Annotated in this window: 12 protein-coding genes; 10 read left to right on the plus strand and 2 right to left on the minus strand. The window is 61.1% G+C overall.

The window, feature by feature from the left end; genetic code table 11:
• Positions 1-41: 41 nt before the first annotated feature.
• The 9 genes from B1722_RS07995 to pdeM all read left to right on the plus strand — a co-directional run bounded on the left by B1722_RS07995 (position 42) and on the right by pdeM (position 10646).
• Positions 42-1076 carry a ligase-associated DNA damage response exonuclease gene (locus B1722_RS07995; RefSeq protein WP_041070633.1) on the plus strand — a complete coding sequence of 345 codons (1035 nt, stop codon included), beginning with the start codon at positions 42-44 and terminating at the stop codon, positions 1074-1076.
• Positions 1073-2761 carry an ATP-dependent DNA ligase gene (locus tag B1722_RS08000; RefSeq protein ID WP_041070634.1) on the plus strand — a complete coding sequence of 563 codons (1689 nt, stop codon included), beginning with the start codon at positions 1073-1075 and terminating at the stop codon, positions 2759-2761. The genes B1722_RS07995 and B1722_RS08000 overlap by 4 nt, the downstream gene beginning before the upstream one ends.
• A 388-nt stretch (positions 2762-3149) precedes the next feature.
• Positions 3150-3932, plus strand: a complete 783-nt coding sequence (locus B1722_RS08005) for a transporter substrate-binding domain-containing protein (RefSeq protein WP_041070636.1) — start codon at positions 3150-3152, stop codon at positions 3930-3932.
• A gap of 57 nt (positions 3933-3989) precedes the next feature.
• Positions 3990-4718: an ABC transporter permease gene (locus B1722_RS08010; RefSeq protein ID WP_003222319.1), complete on the plus strand. Its 729-nt coding sequence runs from the start codon at positions 3990-3992 to the stop codon at positions 4716-4718.
• Positions 4715-5425: an ABC transporter permease gene (locus tag B1722_RS08015; protein WP_041070638.1), complete on the plus strand. Its 711-nt coding sequence runs from the start codon at positions 4715-4717 to the stop codon at positions 5423-5425. The genes B1722_RS08010 and B1722_RS08015 overlap by 4 nt, the downstream gene beginning before the upstream one ends.
• Positions 5426-5436: 11 nt before the next feature.
• Complete coding sequence (locus B1722_RS08020; protein ID WP_041070640.1) at positions 5437-6555, plus strand: succinylglutamate desuccinylase/aspartoacylase family protein; 1119 nt, start codon at positions 5437-5439, stop codon at positions 6553-6555.
• A 13-nt stretch (positions 6556-6568) separates the two neighbouring features.
• Positions 6569-7333, plus strand: a complete 765-nt coding sequence (locus tag B1722_RS08025) for an ABC transporter ATP-binding protein (protein ID WP_003222314.1) — start codon at positions 6569-6571, stop codon at positions 7331-7333.
• Positions 7334-7503: 170 nt separating this feature from the next.
• A complete protein-coding gene (locus B1722_RS08030; protein WP_041070642.1) occupies positions 7504-9993 on the plus strand; it encodes a ligase-associated DNA damage response DEXH box helicase in 2490 nt (829 codons plus the stop codon).
• Entirely contained in the window at positions 9990-10646 is a 657-nt protein-coding gene (gene pdeM / locus B1722_RS08035; protein ID WP_041070644.1) for a ligase-associated DNA damage response endonuclease PdeM, read from the plus strand. The genes B1722_RS08030 and pdeM overlap by 4 nt, the downstream gene beginning before the upstream one ends.
• A gap of 45 nt (positions 10647-10691) precedes the next feature.
• On the opposite strand, the gene B1722_RS08040 is transcribed toward pdeM, so the two are convergent.
• A complete protein-coding gene (locus tag B1722_RS08040) occupies positions 10692-10901 on the minus strand; it encodes a hypothetical protein (RefSeq protein ID WP_027614346.1) in 210 nt (69 codons plus the stop codon).
• A 102-nt stretch (positions 10902-11003) separates the two neighbouring features.
• Positions 11004-11570, minus strand: a complete 567-nt coding sequence (gene dcd, locus B1722_RS08045; RefSeq protein WP_003222308.1) for a dCTP deaminase — start codon at positions 11568-11570, stop codon at positions 11004-11006.
• 353 nt (positions 11571-11923) lie between these two features.
• Between dcd and B1722_RS08050 the strand changes: the two genes are divergently transcribed.
• Positions 11924-12133, plus strand: coding sequence for a cold-shock protein (locus tag B1722_RS08050; protein WP_002554837.1), 210 nt, complete (start codon positions 11924-11926; stop codon positions 12131-12133).
• Positions 12134-12248 lie beyond the last annotated feature (115 nt).

Consider the following 12248-nt stretch of genomic DNA (forward strand, 5'->3'; position numbering starts at 1 on the left):
GCCAACCTCATAGCTAACAAGCCCTCCATTCTGGTAACGACATGGACCTTGTTATCGCCCGCCCCGAAGGCTTGTACTGCCCTGCCGGGGATTTCTACATTGATCCGTGGCGCCCGGTCGAGCGCTCGGTGATCACCCATGCCCACGGCGATCACGCCCGTAACGGCAATCAGCACTACCTTGCCAGCAGCGCCAGCGAAGGGATTTTGCGCGCGCGTCTGGGTCAGGACATCAACCTGCAAACCCTCGCCTACGGCCAACGCCTGACCCACCACGGCGTGACTTTGAGTTTCCATCCGGCCGGGCATGTGCTCGGTTCGGCCCAGGTGCGTCTGGAATACGGCGGTGAAGTCTGGGTCGCGTCCGGCGACTACAAGATCGAACCCGATGGCACCTGCGCGCCGTTCGAACCGGTGCGCTGCCACACCTTTATCACCGAATCGACCTTCGGCCTGCCGATCTACCGCTGGCAGCCACAGGCGCAGGTGTTCAGCGAGATCAACCAGTGGTGGCAGGCAAACATCACGGCGGGCAAGGCCAGCGTGCTGTTCTGTTATTCATTCGGCAAGGCTCAGCGGATCCTGCATGGCATCGACGCCAGCCTCGGCCCGATCCTCAGTCACGGTGCCGTCGAGCCGCTGAACCGGGTCCACCGCGAGGCTGGCGTGTACCTACCGCCGACGATCTACGCCGGCGACATCAAAAAATCCGACCCGATCATGCGTCAGGCGCTGGTCATCGCCCCGCCCTCGGCCGGTGGCAGCACCTGGATGCGCCGGTTCGGTGATTTCAGCGACGCCTTCGCCAGCGGCTGGATGCGCCTGCGCGGCACCCGCCGGCGGCGCGGCGTGGATCGTGGTTTTGTGCTGTCGGATCACGCCGACTGGCCGGGCCTGCTCTGGGCCATCGAACAGACCGGCGCCGAACGGGTGATGGTCACCCACGGCTCGATCGGCGTGCTGGTGCGCCATCTGCGTGAACAAGGCCTGGATGCGCAAGGCTTCAACACCGAATACGGCGACGATGAAGAGGAAAACATTGACGCCGAACCTGCCATCGCCGAGGTGCAAGCATGAAAGCCTTCGCCGAGTTGTATGCCGAACTCGACGCCACCACGTCCAGCAACGCCAAACTGGCCGCCATGCAAGCCTACTTCGCCCAGGCTGCACCGCAAGACGCGGCATGGGCGGTGTACTTTCTGTCGGGCGGGCGCCCGCGACAACTGGTGCCGGTGCGCATCCTGCGCGAACTGGCGGTGGAGGTCTCGGGGTTGCAGCCGTGGCTGTTCGAGGAAAGCTATCAATCCGTCGGCGATCTGGCGGAAACCATTTCGCTGGTGCTGCCAGAAAACCTGCACAGCTCCGAGGCCGGCCTGGCCGAATGGATCGAAGACAAGCTGCTGCCGCTGCGCGGTGAGACCCCGGAGTATCTCGCCCGCCAACTGCCCGCACTGTGGGCGCAGCTGGACCGGCCGAGCCTGATGCTGTGCATCAAATTGATCACTGGCAGCTTCCGCGTCGGCGTGTCGAAACTGTTGGTCACTCGCGCGTTGGCATCGATGGCCGGCCTCGACAGCAAACGCGTGGCGCAGCGACTGGTGGGTTACACCGACCTGTCGAACCGGCCGAATGCGGCCAGCTACCTGAAACTGATCGCCCCGGAATCCGCCGACGAACACGCTCAGCGTGGCGGTCAGCCCTACCCGTTTTTCCTCGCCCATGCCTTGTCGCAATCGGTGGAGGAGTTCGAAACATTGCTGGGCCCGGCGAGCGACTGGCAGGTGGAATGGAAGTGGGATGGGATCCGCGCGCAGGTGGTCAAACGTGAGGGGCGGTTGTGGGTCTGGTCGCGCGGTGAAGAACTGGTGACCGAACGCTTTCCCGAATTCGATACGTTGATCCACGCGTTACCCGACGGCACGGTGATCGACGGCGAAATCGTGGTCTGGAAAAGTACCCATCCGAGCACCGAAGACGCCTTCGATCCGCAATCGAGCGCGCCACCAGCGGTGCAACCTTTCGCCCTGCTGCAGCAACGCATCGGCCGCAAAACCCTCGACAAGAAGATCCTCGAAGAAGTGCCGGTGGTAGTGCTCGCCTACGACTTGCTGGAGTGGCAGGGCGAAGACTGGCGCAACCGTCCGCAGGCCGAACGACGTGCGCAACTGGAGCAGGTCATCGCCCACGGTAACAACCCGGTGTTACTGGCCTCGCCGATTCTCACCGGCAGTGACTGGTTGGATCTCGCCCGGCAGCGTGAAGCCTCACGGCGACTGGGGGTCGAGGGCATGATGCTCAAGGCCCGCGACGCCCTGTATGGCGTGGGCCGGACCAAGGACATGGGCGTGTGGTGGAAGTGGAAGGTCGACCCGTTCAGCGTCGATGCGGTATTGATCTACGCCCAACGCGGCCATGGCCGGCGCGCCAGTCTGTACAGCGATTACACCTTCGCCGTGTGGGACGGCCCCCCCGAATCCAGCCAACGGGCGCTGGTGCCGTTTGCCAAGGCCTATTCGGGGCTGACCGACGAAGAGATGCGTCAGGTCGACAGCATCGTACGCAAGACCACCGTAGAAAAATTCGGCCCGGTGAGCAGCGTCAAACCGAGTATGGTGTTCGAACTGGGGTTCGAAGGGATCGCCCTGTCGCGACGGCACAAGAGCGGCATTGCCGTGCGTTTTCCGCGCATGCTGCGCTGGCGGCAGGACAAGACGGTGGATGAGGCCGACAGCCTGGCGACGTTGCAGGATTTGTTGGCCTGACCCGGTTTCCGGGGACACTGATCACATCCAACTGAATGAACTCCCTGTGGCGAGGGAGCTTGCTCCCGCTCGGCTGCGTAGCAGTCGCAAAAAAGACGGTCAGTCTGAAAAATCCTGGGGAGTGCTTCGCCCTCCAGCGGGAGCAAGCTCCCTCGCCACAATGGCTCATCCCATCACTTAAAAATGCATACCTCGACCCAACTTGGTGCAGCCTTCAACCGACGCCCGGTTCCGTGCACCAATCCCTTTCCCTCTCCCCTCCCCCAACCTTTTAAAACACTTGTTCGGGACTCTGGTTCGGAAATTGCTACTTTCTATAGGTCGTACGCGTTCCAGTAACAATAATTCTGCGCCACAAGCGCTCATATTGGTTCTTAGGGATTGAATAATGAAAAAAGCATTGCTGACCCTTTCTGCACTGGCGTTGTGCATGGCTGCCGGCTCCGCGCTGGCCAAGGAATACAAAGAGCTGCGTTTTGGCGTTGATCCTTCCTACGCACCGTTCGAGTCGAAAGCGTCCGACGGCAGCCTGGTGGGCTTCGACATCGACCTGGGCAACGCGATCTGCGCCGAGCTGAAGGTCAAGTGCAAATGGGTTGAAAGCGACTTCGACGGCATGATTCCGGGCCTCAACGCCAACAAATTCGACGGTGTGATTTCGTCGATGACCGTGACCCCGGCCCGTGAAAAGGCGATCGACTTCTCCAGCGAGCTGTTTTCCGGCCCGACTTCCTACGTGTTCAAGAAGGGTTCCGGCCTGAGCGATGACGTCGCCTCTCTCAAGGGCAAATCCGTCGGTTACGAGCAAGGCACCATCCAGGAAGCCTACGCCAAGGCCGTACTGGAGAAGGCAGGGGTGAAAATCCAGGCTTACGCCAACCAGGATCAGGTCTACGCCGACCTGAAAAACGGCCGTCTCGACGCCTCGATCCAGGACATGCTGCAAGCCGAACTGGGCTTTTTGAAGTCGCCGGATGGCGCCAACTACGAAGTCAGCAAGCCGGTCGACAGCGAATTGCTGCCAGCCAAAACCGCTGTCGGTATTAAGAAAGGTAACAAAGAGCTGAAGGCGCTTTTAGATAAAGGTATCAAAGCGTTACACGATGACGGCAAATACGCCGAGATTCAAAAGAAACACTTTGGCGATCTGAATCTGTACAGCGGTAAATAATGCCCTGGCGCCCATCACTCGATGGGCGCCTTTTCCATCCGCTCAGGTTGCTGATTTATGTTCGAAAACCTCTTACAAAATCTGGGGCTCTCCGCCTTCAGCCTCAAGGGCTTCGGTCCGTTGCTGTTGGAAGGCACCTGGATGACCATCAAATTGTCGGCGTTGTCGCTGCTGGTGGCCGTGTTGCTCGGTCTCTTGGGCGCCAGTGCCAAACTGTCGAAATCCAAACTGCTGCGCCTGCCTGCCCAGCTCTACACCACGCTGATTCGCGGCGTGCCGGATCTGGTGCTGATGCTGCTGATTTTCTACAGCCTGCAAACCTGGCTGACCGCCCTGACCGACGTCATGGAGTGGGACTACATCGAAATCGACTCTTTCACCGCCGGGGTGATCACGCTGGGCTTCATCTATGGTGCGTATTTCACCGAAACCTTCCGTGGGGCGATCCTCGCCGTACCACGCGGTCAGGTTGAAGCGGCCACCGCTTATGGCCTCAAACGTGGCCAGCGTTTTCGCTTCGTGGTGTTCCCGCAAATGATGCGCTTCGCCCTGCCAGGCATCGGCAACAACTGGATGGTGATGCTCAAGGCCACCGCACTGGTGTCGATAATCGGTCTGGCGGATCTGGTCAAAGCCGCGCAGGACGCCGGTAAAAGCACCTATCAACTGTTCTACTTCCTGGTACTCGCCGCCTTGATCTATCTGCTGATCACCAGTGCTTCGAACGTCATCCTGCGCTGGCTTGAGCGTCGTTACGCCGCCGGTGCCCGGGAGGCCGTACGATGATCGAACTCCTGCAGGAATACTGGAAACCCTTCCTTTATACCGACGGCACCAACATCACCGGACTGGCGATGACGATGTGGCTGCTCAGCGCCTCGATCTTCATCGGGTTCCTGGTGTCGATCCCGCTGTCGATTGCCCGGGTGTCCTCGCACTTCTATGTGCGCTGGCCGGTGCAGTTCTACACCTACCTGTTCCGTGGCACGCCGCTCTACATCCAGTTGCTGATCTGCTACACCGGGATCTACAGCCTGGCCGCCGTGCGCGCGCAGCCGTTGCTCGACAGTTTCTTTCGCGATGCGATGAACTGCACGATCCTCGCGTTTGCCTTGAACACCTGCGCCTACACCACGGAGATTTTCGCCGGGGCGATCCGCAGCATGAACCACGGTGAAGTCGAAGCGGCCAAGGCCTACGGTCTGACCGGCTGGAAGCTGTATGCCTACGTGATCATGCCCTCGGCGCTGCGCCGTTCGTTGCCGTATTACAGCAACGAAGTGATCCTGATGCTGCACTCGACCACCGTGGCCTTCACCGCGACCATCCCCGACATCCTGAAAGTGGCACGGGACGCCAACTCGGCGACCTACCTGACCTTCCAGTCGTTCGGCATCGCCGCGCTGATCTACCTGACCATCACCTTTGCGCTGGTCGGCCTGTTCCGCCTCGCCGAACGCCGATGGCTGGCCTTCCTCGGGCCGACCCACTAGGAAACCCTGTAATGCGACACCAGATCCATGACCTGTTGGCCCCGGTGCCGGGGACCGCACGCCAGATCCACAGCTTCCACTTCGGCCCGGAGCAGGCCCAAGGCAAGATCTACATCCAATCCTCGCTGCATGCCGACGAAATGCCCGGCATGCTCGTGGCCTGGCACCTCAAGCAGCGCCTGGCGGAGCTGGAAGCCGCCGGGCGCCTGCGCAGTCAGATCGTGCTGGTGCCGGTGGCCAATCCGGTCGGCCTCGAACAAGTGCTGATGGACGTGCCGCTGGGCCGTTACGAGCTGGAGAGCGGGCAGAATTTCAATCGCTGGTTCGTCGACCTCAGCGAAGAAATCGGCAACGACATCGAGGGCCAACTGGGCGACGATCCGCATCGCAACCTTGAGTTGATCCGCGCCAGCCTGCGCAACGCCCTCGCCCGCCAGACGCCCGCCACACAACTGCAATCCCAGCGCCTGACCCTGCAACGGCTGGCGTGCGATGCCGACATGGTGCTGGACCTGCATTGCGATTTCGAATCGGTGGTTCACCTCTACACCACGCCCGAGGCGTGGCCGCAGGTCGAGCCGCTGGCGCGTTATATCGAAGCCCAGGCGAGCTTGCTGGCCACCGATTCCGGCGGCCAGTCGTTCGACGAATGCTTCACCCTGCTGTGGTGGCAACTGCAGGAACGCTTTGGCGAGCACTTCGAGATTCCGCTGGGCAGTTTTTCGGTGACCGTGGAGTTGCGCGGCCAGGGTGACGTCAATCACCCGATGGCCAGTCGTGACTGCCAGGCCTTGATCGATTACCTGATCCAGTTCGATGCGATCGTCGGCGAGACCCGGCCGCAACCGCCCTTGCCCTTCCCCGCAACACCGCTGGCCGGTGTCGAGCCGGTCGCGACAGCGGCCGGCGGGCTGCTGGTGTACACCGCGCAAGCCGGCCAGTACCTGCAAGCCGGGCAACAGATTGCCGAAATCATCGACCCGATCAGTGATCGGGTTACCCCCATTTGCTGCACCGCTGCCGGCGTGATGTACGCCCGCTCGCTGCGGCGCATGGCCACTGCCGGCATGGTGATCGCCCACGTGGCCGGCGCCGAAGCCTATCGCAGCGGCTATCTACTTTCGCCTTGAGGATGTCTGTCCCATGTACAAATTGACGGTTGAAGGTCTGCACAAAAGCTATGGCGACCATCAGGTACTCAAAGGCGTTTCGCTCAAGGCCAAAACCGGCGACGTGATCAGCCTGATCGGCGCCAGCGGCTCGGGCAAAAGCACCTTTTTGCGCTGCATCAACTTCCTCGAACAACCCAACGATGGCGCCATGAGCCTCGATGGCCAAGCGATCCGCATGGTCACCGACCGCCACGGCATGCACGTCGCCGACCCGAATGAACTGCAACGCCTGCGCACGCGACTGGCCATGGTGTTCCAGCACTTCAACCTGTGGAGCCACATGACCGTGCTGGAAAACATCACCATGGCCCCGCGCCGGGTGCTGGGTTGCAGCAAGCAGGAAGCGGAAGACCGCGCCCGCCGTTATCTGGATAAAGTGGGCCTGCCGGCGCGGGTTGCCGATCAGTACCCGGCGTTTCTCTCTGGCGGCCAGCAACAGCGGGTGGCGATTGCCCGGGCGCTGGCGATGGAGCCGGAAGTGATGCTGTTCGACGAACCGACCTCGGCACTCGACCCGGAGCTGGTGGGCGAAGTGCTGCGGGTGATTCAGGGGCTGGCCGAGGAAGGCCGGACGATGATCATGGTGACCCATGAAATGAGCTTCGCCCGCAAGGTCTCCAGCCAGGTGTTGTTTCTGCATCAAGGGCTGGTGGAAGAAGAAGGCGCGCCGGAAGACGTGCTGGGCAACCCGAAGAGCGAACGGCTGAAGCAGTTCCTCAGCGGAAACCTCAAGTAACCCGAATCTCCAATGTAGGAGCTGCCGCAGGCTGCGATCTTTTGATTTGCCTTTCAAGATCAAAAGATCGCAGCCTGCGGCAGCTCCTACATTGAGATTGCGGTGTTTTTAAACCTTTCGTATGTCGGCGTGGTCACTGGAAGAACACTTCCAGAGCGCGCACAACCGGCATGGCGAAATCCACCGACCTCGCAAAAACCTGGTTCAGCGTACGCAACTGGAAGCCGTTCGCCTTTCAAAAGCAGGTGTGGGCCGCCGTTAAAAAAGGTCAGTCCGGGTTGCTCCACGCCAGCACCGGCGCCGGTAAAACCTATGCAGTGTGGTTCGCCGCGCTCAACCGCTTCGCCCGTTCAGCCGCGCCCGCAGCCACGACCAGCAAACGCAAACCCCAGAGCGAACCGCTGACCGTGTTGTGGATCACGCCGATGCGCGCCCTCGCTGCCGACACCGCGCGTGCCCTGCAAGCGCCGGTCAGCGATTTGCAGATTCCGTGGAGCATCGGTCTGCGCACCGGCGACACCAGCAGCGCTGAACGCGCACGTCAGGGCCGACGCCTGCCGACTACGCTGATCACCACTCCGGAAAGCCTGACCCTGCTGCTCGCCCGCGCCGACGCACAAACCGCACTGTCGAGCCTGCGCATGATCGTCGTCGATGAATGGCACGAATTGCTCGGCAACAAACGCGGCGTACAGCTGCAACTGGCCCTCGCCCGCCTGCGCCACTGGCAACCGGAGCTGATCGTCTGGGGCGTGTCCGCGACCCTCGGCAATCAAGCCCACGCCGAACAGGTGCTGATCCCACAGGGCGGCGGCATCAGCGTGCAGGGCCAGAGCGAAAAATCACTCAAGGTCGACACCTTGATCCCGCCCGCCATCGAACGTTTTCCGTGGGCCGGGCACATCGGTCTGAAGATGCTGCCGCAGGTTGTCGCCGAACTCGACGCCTGCGCCAGCAGCCTGGTCTTCACCAACACCCGCGCGCAGTCGGAAATCTGGTATCAGGCGTTACTCGAAGCGCGGCCGGACTGGGCCGGACTGATCGCGCTGCACCACAGTTCACTGTCTCGCGAGACCCGCGACTGGGTCGAGCAAGCGTTGAAGGACGGGCAGTTGAAAGCCGTGGTCTGTACGTCAAGCCTGGATCTGGGCGTGGATTTTTTACCGGTGGAACGGGTGCTGCAAATCGGCTCGGCCAAGGGCGTGGCGCGGCTGATGCAGCGTGCAGGGCGCTCCGGACACGCGCCGGGGCGCACCTCGCGAGTGACGCTGGTGCCGACCCACAGCCTGGAGCTGATCGAAGCCGTCGCCGCACGTGATGCCGTGGCGCAACGCCACATCGAACCGCGCCTGTCGCCGCACCAACCGCTGGATGTGCTGGTGCAGCATCTGGTCAGCATGGCGCTGGGTGGTGGCTTTATTCCCGAAGAGCTGTACGAAGAAGTGCGTGGTGCCTGGGCTTATCGAGACCTGACGCTGGCGAACTGGGCCTGGGCGCTGGCGTTCGTACGTCACGGCGGGCTTTCTCTGACGGCCTATCCGGATTACCGCCGGGTCGAACCGGATGAACACGGTGTCTGGCGCGTCCCCGATGCACGGCTCGCCCGCCGCCATCGCATGAGCATCGGCACCATCGTCAGCGACGCGAGCATTAATCTGAAATTCTGGAGCAAGGGTGGGGGTGGCAAGCAGTTAGGCAGTGTCGAGGAAGGCTTTATCGCGCGGCTGAAACCGGGCGATGGCTTTCTCTTTGCTGGGCGCCTGCTGGAGTTGGTGCGGGTGGAGAACATGACCGCGTACGTCAAACGCAGCACCGCGAAAAAAGCCGCCGTGCCGCGCTGGAATGGCGGGCGGATGCCGCTTTCCAACGAGCTGGCCGCCGCCGTGGTCAGTCGCTTCACAGCGGCCGCGCGGGGTGAGTTCGCCGGCCCGGAAATGCAGGCGCTGCAACCGTTGCTGCAAACCCAGGCGCGCTGGTCGGGTCTGCCCACCTCCGACAGTCTGTTGGCGGAGGTACTGAAATCACGCGAAGGCTGGCACCTTTTCCTCTACCCGTTTGCCGGGCGCCAGGTGCATCTGGGGCTCGCCAGCCTGCTGGCTTGGCGCATGAGCCAGCGCCAGCCGCTGACGTTTTCGATTGCGGTCAATGATTACGGATTGGAGTTGCTCAGCGCCACACCGGTCGATTGGTCCGGGCAATTCGATGCAGCGCTGCTCAGCCCCGAGCATCTGCTGCGCGACGTGCTCGCCAGCCTGAATGCCGGGGAGCTGGCGTTGCGGCGCTTTCGCGAAATTGCGCGGATCGCCGGGCTGGTGTTCGCCGGCTATCCCGGCGCGCCGAAAAGTACCCGTCAGGTACAGGCCTCCAGCGGATTGTTCTTCGAGGTGTTCAAGCAATACGACGCCGACAACCTGCTGCTGGCCCAGGCCGGGGAAGAAGTCCTGCGCGAAGAACTGGATATTCGTCGTCTGGAACAGACATTGGAGCGAATCAACCGGATGAAACTGGACATGCACCTGATCAAACGGCCTACACCGCTGGGCTTTCCATTGCTGGTGGAGCGCATGCGCGAAAGCATGAGCTCGGAAAAACTCGCCGACCGCATCCGGCGCATGGTCGGTGATCTGGAGCAATCCGCCGACAAGGGTCAAGCCTCATGAGTGCAGCCTATCCCGTGCGCCTGGCCGGCGAGGAACTCTGGCTGCTGCCGGAAAAGGCTCTGTACTGGCCGGCGCAGCAAGCGCTGCTGATCGCCGATGTGCATTTCGGCAAGGCTGCGGCGTACCGCAGCCTCGGCCAGCCAGTGCCACAAGGCACCACGACGGCGAACATCGAAGTGCTCGACCGCTTGCTGGCGAGGCTGCCCTGCCGGCAGCTGCTTTTCCTCGGTGACTTTCTGCACGGTCCCGGTTCGCATGCGGCGGGCACGCTCAATGCCTTGGCCGAATGGCGCGCACGTCACGCGGATCTGCCGATGACACTGATTCGCGGCAACCACGACAAACACGCTGGGGATCCGCCGGCGGCACTGAATATTCGCGTGGTTCCGGAACCGATGCTGCTCGGGCCGTTTGCCTTGCAACATGAACCCGACCCGCACCCGGAACGGCATGTGCTGGCCGGGCACGTGCATCCCGTCTATCGGCTTAACGGCAAAGGGCGGCAGCGTTTGCGTCTGGCGTGTTTCCGGCTGGGCGAGGGTTTGAGCCTGCTGCCAGCGTTTGGCGCGTTTACCGGCGGCTTTGCGGTGGAGAAGGATGACACCTGCAGGATTTTCGTCGTCGGCGACAACGAAATATGGCCGGTCATCTGAGGTAAAGGGCACACCTCGGCCAACTGGCCATTATCGGGCAGCGGCTCAAGCCACTGGCGCGGGTGGCGGCTCGTCCGGCAGCGTCGGCTCGCCCGGTTCGGTCGGTTGTTCGTTGGGCGTATCGGGATCAGGCTGACCGGGAATGCCGCCAGCCATATGGAAAGCCGGGTGTGCCAACAATGACCAGGCCAAAACGCCAACCTGATTGGGCTCAAGCCTTGCCAGTTGGGCGGTGATATGCGGATCGATCTTCATGCAACCTCCTCGGCGAAGGCCCGTTTTGCCAGAAGCAAAAACGGGCAGTACACCCCATAGAGTGTCTGCCCGCCAAAGAATTCCCGCGAACTGCCGGACGGATCAGGTACGCGGCAGGGTCACGCCACGCTGGCCTTGATACTTGCCGCCGCGATCCTTATAGGAAACTTCGCATTGTTCGTCGGATTCGAGGAACAGCATTTGCGCCACGCCTTCGTTGGCGTAAATCTTCGCCGGCAGGTTGGTGGTGTTGGAAAACTCCAGGGTCACATGACCTTCCCACTCAGGCTCGAGCGGGGTGACGTTGACGATGATGCCGCAACGCGCATAGGTGCTTTTACCCAGGCAGATGGTCAATACGTTGCGCGGAATGCGGAAGTATTCGACGGTGCTGGCCAGGGCAAAGGAGTTCGGCGGAATGATGCAGACATCGCTGTGAATGTCGACAAAGCTGCCGGCGTCGAAGTTTTTCGGGTCGACGATCGCCGAGTTGATGTTGGTGAACACCTTGAAATGGTTGGTGCAGCGCACATCGTAGCCGTAGCTCGACACACCGTAGGAGATCACACGGCTGTCGTCGCTGCCGCGCACCTGGCGCTCGACGAAAGGCTCGATCATGCCGTGTTCCTGCGCCATGCGGCGAATCCACTTGTCCGATTTGATGCTCATGGCGGGTGTCCTGAATAGCGAGGTGGAAAAAATCTGTCCGGCATCTTACCGGGCGCGCCGCCGGGTTCAAAGTGTGCGCTGCAATTCTCGGCGAACACGCTGGAAATACGCGCCCTGGCGACGAAGCGTCACACCGCCGATCCTTAAAACAGAGAAACCTTCGCAAGAAGCATTGGCACGTTCCGGAAAAAGGGTTAAGGTGGCGCCACTGTGCTGCTTGTGTCACTGAGAATCTCTACACGATATGTTGAATTTCGATCCAACCATCTACAAGAATTTTTCCTGCTCTTTGCACTCAGTCTCGGCCAGGGTTCTTCCTGAGTCGCAGTTATCTTTGTTCAAGGAGTTACACCATGTCTAATCGCCAAACCGGTACCGTTAAGTGGTTCAACGATGAAAAAGGCTTCGGCTTCATCACTCCACAATCCGGTGACGACCTGTTCGTTCACTTCAAAGCTATCCAATCCGACGGCTTCAAAAGCCTGAAAGAAGGCCAACAGGTTTCTTTCATCGCTACCCGCGGTCAGAAAGGCATGCAAGCTGAAGAAGTACAAGTTATCTAACTTGTAGCTTCTTTAGAAAAGAGCCCCGCCCTCAAAAGCGGGGCTTTTTTGTGGGTGTCTGTTTTCCAGACGCAAAAAAAGATCGCAGCCTGCGGCAGCGCCTACAGGATAAATA

This window comes from Pseudomonas sp. SCPG-7, assembly GCF_002156405.1.
Taxonomy (GTDB): domain Bacteria; phylum Pseudomonadota; class Gammaproteobacteria; order Pseudomonadales; family Pseudomonadaceae; genus Aquipseudomonas; species Aquipseudomonas parakoreensis.

Excerpts from the sequence above, each read along its gene's own strand:
- B1722_RS08020 (WP_041070640.1), top strand. The coding sequence starts at position 5,437 with ATGCGACACCAGATCCATGACCTGTTGGCCCCGGTGCCGGGGACCGCA.
- pdeM (WP_041070644.1), top strand. The coding sequence starts at position 9,990 with ATGAGTGCAGCCTATCCCGTGCGCCTGGCCGGCGAGGAACTCTGGCTG.
- B1722_RS08015 (WP_041070638.1), top strand. The coding sequence starts at position 4,715 with ATGATCGAACTCCTGCAGGAATACTGGAAACCCTTCCTTTATACCGAC.
- B1722_RS08005 (WP_041070636.1), top strand. The coding sequence starts at position 3,150 with ATGAAAAAAGCATTGCTGACCCTTTCTGCACTGGCGTTGTGCATGGCT.
- B1722_RS08010 (WP_003222319.1), top strand. The coding sequence starts at position 3,990 with ATGTTCGAAAACCTCTTACAAAATCTGGGGCTCTCCGCCTTCAGCCTC.
- B1722_RS08025 (WP_003222314.1), top strand. The coding sequence starts at position 6,569 with ATGTACAAATTGACGGTTGAAGGTCTGCACAAAAGCTATGGCGACCAT.
- B1722_RS08000 (WP_041070634.1), top strand. The coding sequence starts at position 1,073 with ATGAAAGCCTTCGCCGAGTTGTATGCCGAACTCGACGCCACCACGTCC.
- B1722_RS08040 (WP_027614346.1), bottom strand. The coding sequence starts at position 10,901 with ATGAAGATCGATCCGCATATCACCGCCCAACTGGCAAGGCTTGAGCCC.
- dcd (WP_003222308.1), bottom strand. The coding sequence starts at position 11,570 with ATGAGCATCAAATCGGACAAGTGGATTCGCCGCATGGCGCAGGAACAC.
- B1722_RS07995 (WP_041070633.1), top strand. The coding sequence starts at position 42 with ATGGACCTTGTTATCGCCCGCCCCGAAGGCTTGTACTGCCCTGCCGGG.
- B1722_RS08030 (WP_041070642.1), top strand. The coding sequence starts at position 7,504 with ATGGCGAAATCCACCGACCTCGCAAAAACCTGGTTCAGCGTACGCAAC.
- B1722_RS08050 (WP_002554837.1), top strand. The coding sequence starts at position 11,924 with ATGTCTAATCGCCAAACCGGTACCGTTAAGTGGTTCAACGATGAAAAA.